At 73.5% G+C, this 13,598-nt stretch carries 11 protein-coding genes, 4 tRNA genes and 1 pseudogene; 10 read left to right on the top strand and 6 right to left on the bottom strand.

The window, feature by feature from the left end:
* Nucleotides 1–26 precede the first annotated feature (26 nt).
* From K4G22_RS01780 to K4G22_RS01740, 9 genes and pseudogenes are all read left to right on the top strand, one after another.
* A complete protein-coding gene (locus tag K4G22_RS01780; RefSeq protein WP_228077804.1) occupies nucleotides 27–1,076 on the top strand; it encodes a methionine ABC transporter ATP-binding protein in 1,050 nt (349 codons plus the stop codon).
* The gene (locus K4G22_RS01775; protein WP_228077803.1) at nucleotides 1,076–1,744 is read left to right on the top strand and encodes a methionine ABC transporter permease; all 669 of its coding nucleotides are present in this window, start codon (nucleotides 1,076–1,078) and stop codon (nucleotides 1,742–1,744) included. Before K4G22_RS01780 ends, K4G22_RS01775 begins: the two co-directional genes overlap by 1 nt.
* A gap of 89 nt (nucleotides 1,745–1,833) precedes the next feature.
* The gene (locus K4G22_RS01770) at nucleotides 1,834–2,706 is read left to right on the top strand and encodes a MetQ/NlpA family ABC transporter substrate-binding protein (protein WP_228077802.1); all 873 of its coding nucleotides are present in this window, start codon (nucleotides 1,834–1,836) and stop codon (nucleotides 2,704–2,706) included.
* Nucleotides 2,707–2,842: 136 nt separating this feature from the next.
* The gene (locus K4G22_RS01765) at nucleotides 2,843–3,460 is read left to right on the top strand and encodes a GNAT family N-acetyltransferase (RefSeq protein WP_228077801.1); all 618 of its coding nucleotides are present in this window, start codon (nucleotides 2,843–2,845) and stop codon (nucleotides 3,458–3,460) included.
* A gap of 50 nt (nucleotides 3,461–3,510) precedes the next feature.
* Nucleotides 3,511–4,749 (top strand): precorrin-6y C5,15-methyltransferase (decarboxylating) subunit CbiE, encoded by a 1,239-nt coding sequence (gene cbiE, locus K4G22_RS01760; protein WP_228077800.1) that lies wholly within the window; start codon nucleotides 3,511–3,513, stop codon nucleotides 4,747–4,749.
* A 715-nt stretch (nucleotides 4,750–5,464) separates the two neighbouring features.
* Nucleotides 5,465–7,588: pseudogene (gene cobT, locus K4G22_RS01755) on the top strand (nicotinate-nucleotide--dimethylbenzimidazole phosphoribosyltransferase); the annotation flags it as partial.
* A 256-nt stretch (nucleotides 7,589–7,844) separates the two neighbouring features.
* Nucleotides 7,845–9,050, top strand: coding sequence for a uroporphyrinogen-III C-methyltransferase (gene cobA / locus K4G22_RS01750; protein ID WP_228077799.1), 1,206 nt, complete (start codon nucleotides 7,845–7,847; stop codon nucleotides 9,048–9,050).
* Complete coding sequence (locus K4G22_RS01745) at nucleotides 9,047–9,868, top strand: TrmH family RNA methyltransferase (RefSeq protein ID WP_228077798.1); 822 nt, start codon at nucleotides 9,047–9,049, stop codon at nucleotides 9,866–9,868. Before cobA ends, K4G22_RS01745 begins: the two co-directional genes overlap by 4 nt.
* Before the next feature lie 100 nt (nucleotides 9,869–9,968).
* Nucleotides 9,969–10,226 (top strand): GNAT family N-acetyltransferase, encoded by a 258-nt coding sequence (locus K4G22_RS01740; RefSeq protein WP_425336584.1) that lies wholly within the window; start codon nucleotides 9,969–9,971, stop codon nucleotides 10,224–10,226.
* 13 nt (nucleotides 10,227–10,239) lie between these two features.
* Here K4G22_RS01740 and K4G22_RS01735 read toward each other — a convergent pair whose 3' ends face one another.
* Both K4G22_RS01735 and K4G22_RS01730 read right to left on the bottom strand, forming a co-directional pair.
* Nucleotides 10,240–10,935: a D-Ala-D-Ala carboxypeptidase family metallohydrolase gene (locus K4G22_RS01735; protein WP_228077797.1), complete on the bottom strand. Its 696-nt coding sequence runs from the start codon at nucleotides 10,933–10,935 to the stop codon at nucleotides 10,240–10,242.
* Nucleotides 10,936–11,395: 460 nt separating this feature from the next.
* The gene (locus K4G22_RS01730; RefSeq protein WP_228077796.1) at nucleotides 11,396–12,460 is read right to left on the bottom strand and encodes a serine/threonine-protein kinase; all 1,065 of its coding nucleotides are present in this window, start codon (nucleotides 12,458–12,460) and stop codon (nucleotides 11,396–11,398) included.
* 332 nt (nucleotides 12,461–12,792) lie between these two features.
* Here K4G22_RS01730 and K4G22_RS01725 point away from each other — a divergent pair, with 332 nt between their 5' ends.
* Nucleotides 12,793–12,963 carry a hypothetical protein gene (locus K4G22_RS01725; protein WP_228077795.1) on the top strand — a complete coding sequence of 57 codons (171 nt, stop codon included), beginning with the start codon at nucleotides 12,793–12,795 and terminating at the stop codon, nucleotides 12,961–12,963.
* Between the two features lie 234 nt (nucleotides 12,964–13,197).
* Here the strand turns inward: K4G22_RS01725 and K4G22_RS01720 are convergent.
* The 4 genes from K4G22_RS01720 to K4G22_RS01705 form a co-directional block, all read right to left on the bottom strand.
* Nucleotides 13,198–13,269 (bottom strand) — tRNA-Val (locus tag K4G22_RS01720).
* Between the two features lie 22 nt (nucleotides 13,270–13,291).
* Nucleotides 13,292–13,363: transfer RNA gene (locus tag K4G22_RS01715), tRNA-Val, on the bottom strand.
* 1 nt (nucleotide 13,364) lies between these two features.
* Nucleotides 13,365–13,435, bottom strand: a tRNA-Cys gene (locus K4G22_RS01710).
* Between the two features lie 23 nt (nucleotides 13,436–13,458).
* A tRNA-Gly gene (locus K4G22_RS01705) sits at nucleotides 13,459–13,531 on the bottom strand.
* Nucleotides 13,532–13,598 lie beyond the last annotated feature (67 nt).

The following is a 13,598-nucleotide window of genomic DNA, read 5'->3' as shown; positions in this document are numbered from 1 at the left end:
CAGGCACCCGACAGCGATGGAAGCCAGTGATCACCACCACGGATCTGACCAAGGTCTACCGTTCACGGGGCCGGGAGGTCACCGCGCTCGACGGCGTCAGCCTGCGGGTCGAACCCGGCCAGATGTACGGCGTCATCGGGCGCAGCGGGGCCGGCAAGTCCACGCTGATCCGCTGCGTCAACCTGTTGGAGCGTCCCGACTCGGGGACGGTGACGGTGGACGGTGCGGACCTCACGGCGCTGGCCGGTCGCGGCCACCGCGCGGGCAAGCCGCTGCGGCAGGCGCGGACCGGCATCGGCATGATCTTCCAGCACTTCAACCTGCTCTCCTCGCGCACCGTGCGCGGCAATGTGGAGCTGCCGCTGGAGATCCTCGGCCTCACCCGCCGCGAGCGCGCCCGCAAGGCGCTCGACCTGCTGGATCTGGTCGGCCTCGCCGACCACGCCAGGGCCTATCCGGCGCAGCTGTCCGGCGGCCAGAAGCAGCGCGTCGGCATCGCCCGCGCGCTCGCCGGCGACCCGAAGGTGCTGCTCTCCGACGAGGCCACCTCGGCGCTCGACCCGGAGACCACCCGCTCGGTGCTCCAGCTGCTGCGCGACCTCAACCGTCAGCTCGGCCTGACCGTGCTGCTGATCACCCACGAGATGGACGTGGTCAAGGCCGTCTGTGACGCCGCCGCGCTGATGGAACAGGGCCGGATCGTGGAGTCGGGCGTCCTCTCCGAGCTGCTCGCCACCCCGGGCTCCCGGCTCGCGGGGGAGCTGTTCCCGGTCGGCGGCGCCAGGAGCGCCGAGGACCGCACGGTGGTGGACATCACCTTCCACGGCGAGCGCGCCGGCCAGCCGGTGATCTCCCAGCTGGCCAGGTCGCACGGCGTCGACGTCTCGATCCTGGGCGCCGCCATGGACACCGTCGGCGGACGCCAGGTCGGCCGGATGCGCATCGAGCTCCCCGGCCGCCCGGAGGAGAACACCCGGGCCCTCGGCTTCCTCCGCGAGGCCGGGCTCACCGTCGAACTGCCCGACCAGCCGGCCGCCGTCCCGGCGGCCAGGGAACTCACCGGAGAGGGCGCCTGATGACCTGGTCCCAGATGCAGCCGCTGCTCAGCCAGGGCACCATCGACACGCTCTACATGGTGGGCTGGTCCACCTTCTACGCGGTGCTCGGCGGCCTGCCGCTCGGCGTGCTGCTCGTGCTCACCGACCGCGGCGGGCCGTTGCGCAACGTGCCGTTGAACAAGACCATCGGCGTGATCGTCAACATCGGTCGCTCGCTGCCGTTCATCATTCTGCTGGTGGCGCTGATCCCGTTCACCCGCTTCGTGGTGGGTACCGCGATGGGGCCGACCGCCGCCGTGGTGCCGCTGGCCATCGCCGCCATCCCGTTCTTCGCCCGGCTGGTGGAGACCGCCGTGCGCGAGGTCGACCACGGACTGGTGGAGGCCGCCCACGCGATGGGCGGCGGCACCTGGACGGTGGTGCTCAAGGTGCTGCTGCCGCAGGCCCTGCCGTCCCTGGTCGCGGGCCTGACCACCACGGTGATCGCGCTGATCGGCTACTCGGCGATGGCCGGCGCCGTCGGCGGCGGCGGCCTCGGCACCCTCGCCTACACCTATGGCTACCAGCGCTTCGAGGACGAGTTCATGCTCGTCACCGTCGTCGTCCTGCTGGTCATCGTCACCGCCGTCCAGCTGCTGGGCGACGGCGTCGTGCGCCTCATCTCCCGCCGCACCCGCACCGGTTGACACGCGGCGACCCCCGACTTCGGGCCACCCCCGGACCCCGGGCCACCCCGGAACCCAAGAAAACCCGCAGCAAGCGAAAGGCACTCTTCGTGCGTACCCAACTGAAGTCCGGCGCCCTGCTCGCCGCCATCACGGCCCTCACCCTCGGGTTGACCGCCTGCGGCACCGACTCCGACCCGGACACCGGCGGCTCCGGCGGTGGCGACGGCGCAGCCGCCGACCCCGCCCAGCCGCTGAGCGTCGCGGCCAACCCCGTGCCCCACGTGGAGATCCTGGAGTTCGTCCAGGAGAACCTCGCCGAGGACGCCGGGCTCGACCTGGACATCCGCACGGTGACGGACTACGTCATCCCCAACACCCTGGTGGACGACGGCGACGTGGACGCCAACTTCTTCCAGCACCAGCCCTACCTGGACGACTTCAACGCCCAGCAGGGCACCGACATCGTGCCGGTCATCAACGTCCACCTGGAGCCGCTCGGCCTCTACTCCGCCCAGCTCGACAGCTTCGACGAGCTCGGCGAAGGGTCCACCGTCGCCATCCCCAACGACGCCACCAACGGCGGGCGCGCCCTCCAGCTGCTCGCCGGCGAGGGCGTGATCGAGCTGGCCGAAGGGGTCGGCGCCGAAGCCACCCTCGGCGACATCACCCAGGACAACGGCCTGGACTTCCAGGAGTTGGAGGCCGCCTCGCTGCCCCGCGCCCTGGAGGACTTCGACGCCGCCGTGATCAACGGCAACTACGCCCTTGAGGCGGAGCTGGTGCCCGCCGAGGACGCGCTGATCCTGGAGGACTCCGAGAACAACCCCTACGCCAACTTCCTGGCCGTCAACGCGGGCAACGAGGACGATCCGCGCGTCCAGACGCTGGCCGAGCTGCTGAACTCCGACGAGGTCCAGCAGTTCATCGAGGACACCTACCAGGGCTCCGTGATCCCGGCCTTCGGCACCCCGGCCGGCTGACCGCCCCCGTGACACGGGCGGCGCCGACCGCCACCCACCGCGCCGGGCCCCGCGACACAGCCGGGGCCCGGCGCCGTCGTTCGGCGCCCCATGCGCCATGCTGTGCACGAGACCCCAGGCCAGGCATGGAGCCCGCATGACATCCACCTTCCCCGATATCTCCATCAACACCGAACGGTTGATGCTCCGTCCGTTCGAGGAGGCCGACGCCCCCGAGCTGGCCGCGATGATGAGCGACGAGCTGAGCGTCGCCTGGACCTCGGCACCCATGCCGTACACCCGGCGCGAGGCGTACGACTGGATCACCCGCAGGGCGCCGGCCGAACGCACGGAGGGACGGGGCATCGTGCTGGCCGTGACCGAGTACCTCACCCACCGGCTGGTCGGCAGTGTGCATTTGATGAACACCGACTGGCGGGTGCTGAGCACCGAGGTCGGCTATGTGGTGGGCCCCTGGGCCAGGGGCGAGGGCTACGCGGCCGAGGCCGTGCAGGCCGTCGCCCAGTGGCTCTTCCGCGACCAGAAGTTCGAACGTCTTGAGCTGCGCACCGCGGCGGGCAACACCGCGTCGCAGCAGGTGGCGCAGAAGGTCGGCTGTATCAGCGAGGGCGTGCTCCGCAACGCGCTGATAGTGCGCTCCCGCACCGAGGACGGCGGTTGGACCGACATCCGCACCGACCTGATCGTCTGGGGCCTGCTCCCCGAGGACATCGAGGAAGCCCCCCACCACCGCGGGCGGCCGGCCGACGTCTGACGGGCGCGGTAGGCTCAACGCCGTCACCAGCCCTTCCCCGCAGGAGATCCATGGCCGACCGCGTCACCGTCATCGGATGGGACGGGTCCCCGCTCGGCTCTGCCGCCACCACCGCACTCCGCGCCGCGACCCTCGTCGCCGGCGCCCCCCGCCATCTGGACCTGCCCGAAGTCCCGCCGCACGCCGAGCGGGTGACCCTCGGCAGCGTCGCCCTCGCGGCCCGCAGGATCGCCGCCCACCGGGGAACCGCCGTGGTGCTGGCCGACGGCGACCCGGGCTTCTTCGGCGTGGTGCGCGCGCTGCGCGATCCCGCACACGGCCTTGAGGTCGAGGTGGTGCCCGCCGTGTCGGCCGTCGCCACCGCCTTCGCCCGCGCCGCCATGCCCTGGGACGACGCGCGGGTGGTGGTGGCCAACGAACGCACCCTGCGCCGCGCCGTCAACGTCTGCCGCGCGCACCCCAAGGTCGCCGTCCTCACCGCCCCGGGCGCCGGGCCCACCGAGATCGCGCTGCTGCTCGGGGCCGAGCAACGCACCTTTGTGATCTGCGAGTCGCTCGGCACCGCGCGGGAACGCGTCTCCGTCCTCACCTCCGACCGCGTGCCGCGCCACCACTGGACCGATCCCAACGTGGTGATCGTGATCGGCGGCCCCTTCGCCCACTCCGGCACCAGCAGCTGGCTGGCCGGTCTCGCCACCGGCGATCTGCCGGAGGCCCCGCGCGGCTGGGGCCTCGACCCGGCCGCCTACGGACAGCCGGCGCCCGACCGGGACGCGGAGCGCGCCGGGCGCAGCCGACGCCTGCGCGCCCTCGAACTCTCCGTGCTCGGCCCCCGGTTCGGGGACCTGCTGTGGGACGTGGGCAGCGGCGGGGGACTGACGGCCGTCGAGGCGGCCGGTCTCGGCGCCGCGGTGATCGCCGTCGACCGCGATCCGCGCGCCCTGGCGCTCGCCGACGCCGCGGCCCGACGGGTCGGGGTGCGTGTGCAGACCGTGCAGGGCGTCGCGCCCCAGGTGCTGGCCGATCTGCCGCAACCCGATCTGATCCGGGTGGGCGGCGGGGGGCACCGCACCCTGGTCGCCTGCGCCGACCGGCGGCCCGAGCGCGTCGTCAGCCACGCCATGACCCGTGACCAGGCCGAGGCGGCCAGCCGGGTGCTGACGGGCGCCGGCTACGCCGTGGAGTGCACCCTGGTGCAGTCGGTCGAACTGGCGGTTGGCGACTGGTCGGAACAGGGTCGAACGGTTGTCTTTCTGCTCGCTGCGCGACTGTTGTCGTCAACCAACTGACAAATACGGATCATTCAGGTTCAGTCCGGCACCCACGATCAGCGCGGGGCAGCATCCCGGGTAGGCTGATCGACCGTTGTGCCGTCAGCCGGACACGTTGTTTCGAGGTCGTTTCGACCGTCGCGTCCGGGCCCTGTCAGGCAACGGAAGGAGCACACGCGATGGGCGAGGTGGACGCATGACGGACGCCCTCGGCACGATCCCCGAAGGGGAACAGCCGGAGCAGCCGGAGCGGTTGGACACACCCACTCCCACCGTCTACCCCTACCCCGGACAGCCAGCGGTGGCCGGGGGGGCCGAGGGGGTCGACGGGGCCGAGGAGGCCGACGAGGAAGAACTGCTGATGCCGGGCAGCGCCGCCGCCTGGGGCGAGGCGCCCACCGCGCCCACCCCCCCGGCCCCCGCGCCACGGCAGAACGTTCGCCCCGTGCCCCGTCCTGGCCCCCACCCCACGGAGCCCGAGTACCTCGATATCCCCATGACCCAGGCGGGCGCCGCCGTGCCGGCCCCGGTGGAGGCCGTCCAAGGCGCCCCCGCGGAGGCCGTTCCGCCGCCAACGGCCCCGACCCCTGCGAACGGCGTTCCGGTCGTGGCCCCCGCGCCGGCCACGCCCGCTGAGGGTGTCCCGTCGGCCCCGGTCGACGCCGCTCCGGCGGATGACGTTCCGGCCGTGGCGCCCACGCCTGCCGCGGGTGTCGCCACGCCGGCGGCACCCCCGGCCGTCGAGCCCCATCCGGCGGACGGCGTTCCCGCCGCGCCGGCCGCTCCGGCGGTGGCCGCCGAGCCCGTTCCGGCTCCGCCCGACACCCCGGTGAACGCCGCTTCGCCGGCGGTGGCCCAACCCCATCCGGCGGACGGCGTTCCCGCCGCGCCGGCCGCTCCGGCGGTGGCCGCCGAGCCCGTTCCGGCCCCGCCCGCCGCCCCGGCGGACGCCGCCCCGCCGGCGGCGGCCGAGGCGCCCCCGGCCGCCGACCCCGCCACCGCGGTGCCGCAGCCGGCCAACGAGCCCCCACCCGCACCGAGTTCATCTCAGCCTCCCGAGGCCCCGCCCGCGCCAGCGGCCCCCGAGCCCGCCGCACAGCCGCCGGAGGCCCCCGCACCACCGCCGGAGGCGCTCCGCTACCCCGAGCCCGAGCGGGACGCCGTGCACCGGCTGATGCGCGACCGGCGGGACGTCCACCACGGCTTCCGCCCCGATCCGGTGCCAGCCGAGGTGCTGCTGCGGGTTCTTGAGGCGGCCCACAACGCGCCGAGCGTCGGCCCGGCCCAGCCGTGGGACTTCGTCATCATCAAGTCCCAGGAGACCCGCGCCACCATCCACGACCTGGCCCGCCGGCAGCGCGAGGCCTACGCCAAGTCGCTGTCCAAGGCGAGGGCCCGGCAGTTCCGTCAGCTCACCGTCGACGCGATCAGGGACACCCCGATCAACATCGTGGTGACGGCGGACCCCACGCGCGGAGGCCGCAACACCTACGGCTGGCACCTCCAGCCGCAGACCACGCCCTACTCCTCCGCCCTCGCGGTCGAGAACCTCTGGCTCGCCGCCCGTGCCGAGGGGCTCGGCGTCGGCTGGATCGGCTTCCTCGACGAGCGGGAGCTGGTCCGCGCCCTCGGCCTGCCCGAGCATCTGGAGGTCGTCGCCTACCTCTGCGTCGGCTACGTGGACGCCTTCCCCGACGAGCCCGAGGCGGACCGGAGCGGTGCCACGCACCGCAGGCCGCTCTCCTGGGTGGTGCACGAGGAGTCCTACGGCCGCCGCGCGCTGCCGGGCGCCGAACCGCACGACCTGCTGAGCGAGACCCTCGCCGAGATCCGCCCGCTGGACGCCCAGGCCCTCGGCGAGGCATGGGAGCGGCAGAAGCGGATGACCAAGCCCGCCGGCTCGCTCGGCGCGCTTGAGGTCATCTCCGCCCAGCTCTGCGGGCTCTCCCGCAGCTGCCCGCCGCCGGTGCCGGAGCCGGCCGCCGTCGCCGTCTTCGCCGCCGACCACGGCGTCCACGACCAGGGCGTCACGCCCTGGCCGCAGGAGGTCACCGGCCAGATGGTGGCCAACTTCCTCGGCGGGGGAGCGGTCTGCAACGCCTTCGCCACCCAGGTCGGGGCCGAGGTCTGCGTGATCGACGTGGGCGTCCGCGACGAGCTGCCGGGGATGCCGGGTCTGGTGCCGCGCCGGGTGCGGGCCGGCACCGCCGATCTCAGCGTCGGCCAGGCGATGAGCCGGGAGGAGACGCTGCGCGCCGTCGAGGTGGGCATCGAGACCGCCCGCGATCTGGTCGCCGCCGGCAACCAGGCCCTGCTCACCGGGGAGATGGGGGTCGCCAACACCACGGCCGCCGCCGCCCTGGTCGCGGCGTTCACCGGAGCCGAGGCCGCCGAGGTCACCGGCCGGGGCTGCGGCATCGACGACGAGACGCTCGCCCGCAAGATCGACGTGGTGCGCCGCGCGCTCCAGCTGCACCAGCCCGACCCGAGCGACCCGTTGGGCGTGCTCGCCGCCGTCGGCGGGCTCGAACACGCGGCGCTCGCCGGGCTGATCCTCGGCGGCGCCGCCCAGCGGGTGCCCGTGCTGCTCGACGGGGTGAGCGCGGGGGCCGCCGCGCTGGCCGCCCGCGCCATCGCGCCCGAGGCCGTCTCGGTCTGCGTCGCCGGACACCGCAGCGCCGAGCCAGGCCACCAGGCCGCGCTCACCGCGCTGGGGCTGCGCCCGATGATCGATCTCGACCTGCGCCTCGGCGAGGGCACCGGCGCGCTGCTGGCCCTTCCTCTGGTGCAGAGCGCCGCCCGCGCCATGCGCGACGTGGCCACCTTCGACTCCGCCGGCGTCACCGACAAGAACTGAACCGACAAGAACTGGCCGACAGGAACTGAACGGGCGGGATCTGGCCGGCGGGAGCCGAACCGGCCCGTACGGAACCGAGCCGACCGATCAGCGCGGCGCCGGGCCCTGGTGCCCGGCGCCGTAAGCTTGTGCGGCGGAGCAGCGGCGCCCCGCACCCGACCACCCCGCACCCAGCACGCCACGGCCCCGGCCCGGCGGCCGGGCAGCAGCGGCGCGCCCCGCCCGGCGCGCCCCGCGTCAAGGAGTCCGCCCGCCGATGTCCGAACACCCCGCCTACCCCGTCGGGCTGCGCCTGGCCGGCCGCCGAGTGCTGGTGCTCGGCGGCGGCACCGTCGCCCAGCGCCGGCTGCCGGCGCTGCTCGCCGCCGGCGCTGACGTCACCCTGATCGCCCCGGCCGTCACCCCCTCGGTCGAGGCCATGGCCGAGACCGGCGAGCTGCGCTGGGAGCGGCGCGGCTACCGCCGGGGCGATGTCGACGGCGCCTGGTACCTGCTGATCGCGACCGACGACACCGAGGTCAACGAGGCGGCCTCGGCCGAGGCCGAACGGCTGCGGGTCTGGTGCGTCCGCAGCGACGACGCCGAGGCCGCCACCGCCTGGACGCCGGCCACCGGCCGGGGCGACGGGGTCACCGTCGCCGTCCTCACCGGGCGCGACCCCCGCCGCTCGGCCGCCGTCAGGGACGCCGTCGTCGAGGGACTGCGGGACGGCACCCTCGCCGCCCGCCGGCACCGCGACCGGACCCCGGGCGTCGCCCTGGTCGGCGGCGGCCCTGGCGACCCCGACCTGATCACCGTCCGGGGCCGCCGGCTGCTCGCCGAGGCCGATGTGGTGATCGCCGACCGGCTCGGCCCCAGGGACCTGCTGGACGAACTCCCGCCGCAGGTCGAGGTGATCGACGCGGCCAAGATCCCCTACGGCCGGTACATGGCCCAGGAGGCGATCAACGCCGCGCTGATCGAACACGCCAGGGCCGGCCGGTCCGTCGTGCGGCTCAAGGGCGGCGACCCCTTCGTCTTCGGCCGGGGCCGCGAGGAGGCGCAGGCACTGGCCGAGGCCGGCATCCAGGTCACCGTGGTCCCGGGCGTCACCAGCGCCATCTCCGTCCCCGGGGCGGCCGGCATCCCGGTCACCCACCGGGGTGTCGCCCACGAGTTCACCGTGGTCAGCGGCCATCTGCCGCCCGACGACCCCCGTTCCCTGGTGGACTGGCCGGCGCTCGGCGCGCTGCGCGGCACCCTGGTGCTGCTGATGGCGGTGGAACGGATGGGCGCCATCGCCGAGACCCTGATCCGACACGGCCGCTCCCCCGCGACCCCGACCGCCGTCGTCCAGGAGGGGACCACCCCGGCGCAGCGCCGGGTGGACGCCACCCTGGGCACGGTCGCCGCCCGCCTCACGGAGGCCGGTATCCGGCCCCCGGCGGTGATCGTCGTCGGCGATGTGGTGGCCGTGCCATGAGCGATACGGCGAACCAGCGCCTGATCCCGGTCGACGACCCGGCGGACCCGCGCCTCGCCGACTACGCGGGGCTGACCGACGTGACGCTGCGCCGCCGCCTCGAACCGGCCCAGGGCCTCTTCATGGCTGAGGGTGAGAAGGTCATCCGCCGCGCCCTTGAGGCGGGTTACCCCATGCGGTCCCTGCTGCTCACCCCACGCTGGGCCGAGACGATGGCCGAGGTGATCACGGGCACCGACGCCCCCGTCTACGTGGTCACCCCCGAGCTGGCCGAGCACGTCACCGGCTACCACGTCCACCGCGGCGCCCTCGCCGCCATGCACCGCGAGCCCCTGCCCACCCCCACCGCCCTGCTGACCGGGGCGCGGCGCGTCGCCGTGTTCGAGGACATGGTCGACCACGCCAACCTGGGCGCGGCCTTCCGGAACGCCGCCGCCCTCGGGGTGGACGCGGTCCTGCTCTCCCCCCGGTGCGCCGACCCCCTCTACCGGCGGGCGGTGAAGGTCTCGATGGGGGGTGTCTTCCGGGTGCCGTGGACCCGCCTCGCCTCCTGGCCCGGGGAGATCGAACTGCTCCGCTCGGCGGGCTTCACCGTCGCCGCCCTCTGCCTGAGCGAGCGGGCGATCACCCTCGACACCCTGGCGGAGCGGGCACCGGAGCGGCTCGCCCTGGTCTTCGGCACGGAGGGCGCGGGACTGACCCCACGAGCCCTCGCCTCGGTCGACGAACACGTCCGCATCCCGATGGACGCGGGCGTCGACTCCCTCAACGTGGCCGCCGCCTCGGCCGTCGCCTTCTACACCACCCGCCCCCGGTGACCGTGCGGCCCGGAAACGCAGCGAGGTTCCCCCAGGCCCTTGAGGGCCTGGGAGGTGCCCCCATCCGCTGTCGTCGCGAGCCCGCGAAGATCCAAACGACGTGCCCTATGCCGGGGTGGTCACCGACCTGGCCACCTTCGCCTGGCTCTGCGACATCTGTGTGAGCCGGGAACACCGGGTCCTGGGCCTGGGCACCTGGCTGGCCGGCGCGGTGCGGGACCATCTGGCCCCGCACCGCCGGGTGCTGCTCTTCACCGCCGAAGCCCACGAGATCTACGCCCGGGTGGGCTTCGGCCCGCTGGACGGCCCGCACGACCGGGTGATGGCGCTGACTCCTCAGACGCCGGGTCCGGCCTGAGCGGGGCCGTCCCTCAGATGCCGCAGCTGGGCGCCGACCAGCGGCGGGTGCTCTGGCTGGCCAGGTGGGCGTGGTCGTTGTGACCGGGGAAACCAGGGCCCAGGATGTGGTTGAAGCCGTGGTAGCGCGCCTGCTTCACGATCTGGCAGAAGGTCGGCGAGCCGACCAGGTCGATCGCTCGACCGTAGAGGTGGTTGCTGCCGGCCGCACCGCCGGCCGAGTTGTTGCACGCGGTGGAGCGGAAGCCGCTGCTGGTGGTGAGCGGACGGTCGCCGAGGGCGTGCCGAAGCGCCTCCAGCTTCCACATCGCCCGCAGCGCGTTCTGTTTGGCGGTCGCGGCGCTGACCGCTCCGCCCGACCAGGTGCTGTTGCAACGGTTCATCTCGGCGTAGGTGAAGTGCGCCGGGGTGCAGTCGTTGTCCTGGAGCGCGTAGATCTTGCTGTAGGTCTGGTTGCCGGCGACGCCGTCCGCCGACAGCCCGTAGGCCTGCTGGAAGCGCTTGACCGCGGCGGCCGTGGCCGGGCCGAACTGGCCGTCGATCGCCAACTCGGCGCCGTAGCCCGGGTATCCGGCCACCCGGATCTGTAGCTGGGTGACGTCGGCGCCGCTGTGGCCCTGTTTGAGGGTGCGGTTCCAGGTGTAGCAACCGTCGGCCTGCGCGGTGCCGGCGGTGGCCACGGTACCGACCACGGCGACTGTTGAGATCATGACAAATGCGAGAAACGCGCGTAGAAGCCGTTTCACGGTGACACCTCCATGAGGGGAAAGAGGGAGTGAGTTGAGAGTGCCCGAGGGGATCAACGCGCGTCAACTACCTGTGCGCTACAGGTGGTTCACCTCCGCCGCCCCGCAGGGCTCCACCGGCTCCGGCCGGGTGCCACCACTCGTGGGACGACCGACGACGACCGCCTGTGCCGTTCCCCCTGGATGTGCCGGTTCGTCCGAGCGGCCGGCCGCCGGCCGTACCCCGTCGGGCGCACCCGGCCACGAGGTGGACGCACGGGCCGGCGGTCGCGCGTTCCGCACCCCGTCCGTCCTCTCCGTCGGGGACGGCTCCCTCGGCCGTGGGCCACGCTCAGGGGATCAGCCGGCGTCTCCTCGTGTCACGAGCCCCGCGCCTGGACCGCGACCCCGCTCGCCGTTCCGATGGCGATCGGCCCGGGAAGGGCTACAGCGGGCCCTGGCAGCCCTGGGCCAGGCTGATGCCCAGGATGACCAGCAGGGTCACCGTCACAAAGACGAACACCCGCTGGCGCAGCAGGCGGCGGTCGGCCACCCGGCGTGCGGTGGAGGGGGCCGGGCGCCGGCGTGCGGGGGGTGGTGCGGTGCGCTTCGCGCGCGGGCGCTCGGGCGCGGGGCGCTCCGGGACCGTCACGCGCTGCCGGCGCGCCGGCAGCGGCACCCCTCTGGCCTCGCGGGCGGCGATCTCCTTGAGTCGCAGCGACAGCTGCGTCGTGCTGGGCCTGGTCTCCGGGGACTTCGACAGACAGGACCGCAGCAGGGGCGCCAACGCCGAGGGAACGCCCACCAGTTGCGGTTCCTCGTGCACCACCCGGTAGAGCATGACCTCGGAACTGCCCTGCCCGAAGGGGGAGTCGCCGAGCGCCGCGTAGGCCAGGGTGGCGCCCAGCGAGAAGACGTCGCTGGCGGGGGTGACGCCCTGGCCGCGCACCTGCTCGGGGGCGAGGAAACCGGGCGAGCCGACCGCCGTGCCCACGTGGGTGAGGGTGCTGGCCCCCGTCGACCAGGCGATGCCGAAGTCGATGATGCGCGGTCCCTTGGGGGACAGCAGGATGTTGGACGGCTTGAGGTCGCGGTGGACGACCCCCGCCTCGTGCACCGCGACCAGGCCCTCGGCCAGCGCGGCCCCGATGGCCGCCGTCTCGGCCGCCGACAGCGGGCCCTGATCCATCACCTTGTCGTGCAGCGAGGGGCCGGGGACGTACTGGGTGGCGAACCAGGGCCGGCTGGCGTCGAGATCCGCGGCGACCAGGCGGGCCGTGCAGCCGCCCCTGATCCGTCGCGCCGCCGACACCTCGCGGGCGAACCGGGAACGGAACTCCTGGTCCTCGGAGAGATCCGGGCGGATGACCTTCAGCGCGACCCGCTGGCCACGCCGGTCCGATCCCAGATAGACGACGCCCATCCCACCCGCGCCCAACCGACGGTGCAGTCGGAAGGCCCCGACGACTCGCGGGTCCTCGCGCCGGAGCCGCATCATCGCCATGTCCACCTCGCTGCCCGGGGCTTGTGATGGCCACAGCTTACGGACTGGACGCCGCGAGGAGCGAAAGGCCGCGCGCGTCCCACCGTCACGTTCCGCGACCGCCGTCGTGACGTTCCGCGCTTCCCTGGGGGCAAACCCTCGGCTTGGCGGGCACCTTGTCCACCCTGAGGAGTAGCCGAGGGGGGTCGCCGTCCTCCTCGGGGAGGCTTGAGGTCGGTACGCCGGGCTGACGTGGTCGGGGGGTGCGGTGCCTAGGGTTGTTCTACAGCGGCGGGCGCAGAAGCCGTCCCCCGAGGTCACCCGTCCGCCGCTGCCAACAGACGGACAGGAGTGCGGAGATGACACGCATGGCGGCAGAGCGGGCAGTCACCCGCCCGACGGATCGGCGTCACCCCCTGGTGGCCGCCGCGATGGTGTTGCCGCTGGCATTCGCTCTGGCTTTTGTGACGGGCGGCATCGATGCCGTCATCACCCAGGCGTCGTCCGTGGCCGGCACACTGGGGCGCTGAAGAGCGCTCCGGGCCCGGGAGAGCGGCCCGGGTCGGGGACACCGGCACACCAACCCCGTGGGGACGGGGAACGGACGGCATATGTGCCCGGGCGGCTGGGGAGCCGCCCGGGCATCGTCGTGTGCGCGGGCGAGGGATCACAGGGACGACGGGCACGACAAGGACGACGGGGACGACACAGGCCGAAGGGCCGAGGAGAGCGATCTCTCCTCGGCCCTTCGGCGGCGATCTCGGTGCGCGATACTGGGATTGAACCAGTGACCTCTTCCGTGTCAGGGAAGCGCTCTCCCGCTGAGCTAATCGCGCGGGCGGGTCCGTGGGGACCCGGTGGACGATACTGGGATTGAACCAGTGACCTCTTCCGTGTCAGGGAAGCGCTCTCCCGCTGAGCTAATCGTCCGAGGTGGAGACGGGATTTGAACCCGTGTAGACGGCTTTGCAGGCCGTTGCCTCGCCTCTCGGCCACTCCACCGGATGGGGGCATGGCCCCCTTCGAGCGGACGACGAGATTCGAACTCGCGACCTCCACCTTGGCAAGGTGATGCTCTACCAACTGAGCTACGTCCGCAGTTGTCCTCGGGCCGTTTGTCCTGACCCGGCGACGTCATGAACTCTAGCGGATTCAACGGCCAGCT

It is taken from the genome of Streptomyces profundus, from assembly GCF_020740535.1.
GTDB lineage: Bacteria > Actinomycetota > Actinomycetes > Streptomycetales > Streptomycetaceae > Streptomyces > Streptomyces profundus.
Note: the sequence above shows the minus strand (reverse complement) of the source record. Positions and strands in the feature narration are given on the sequence as shown.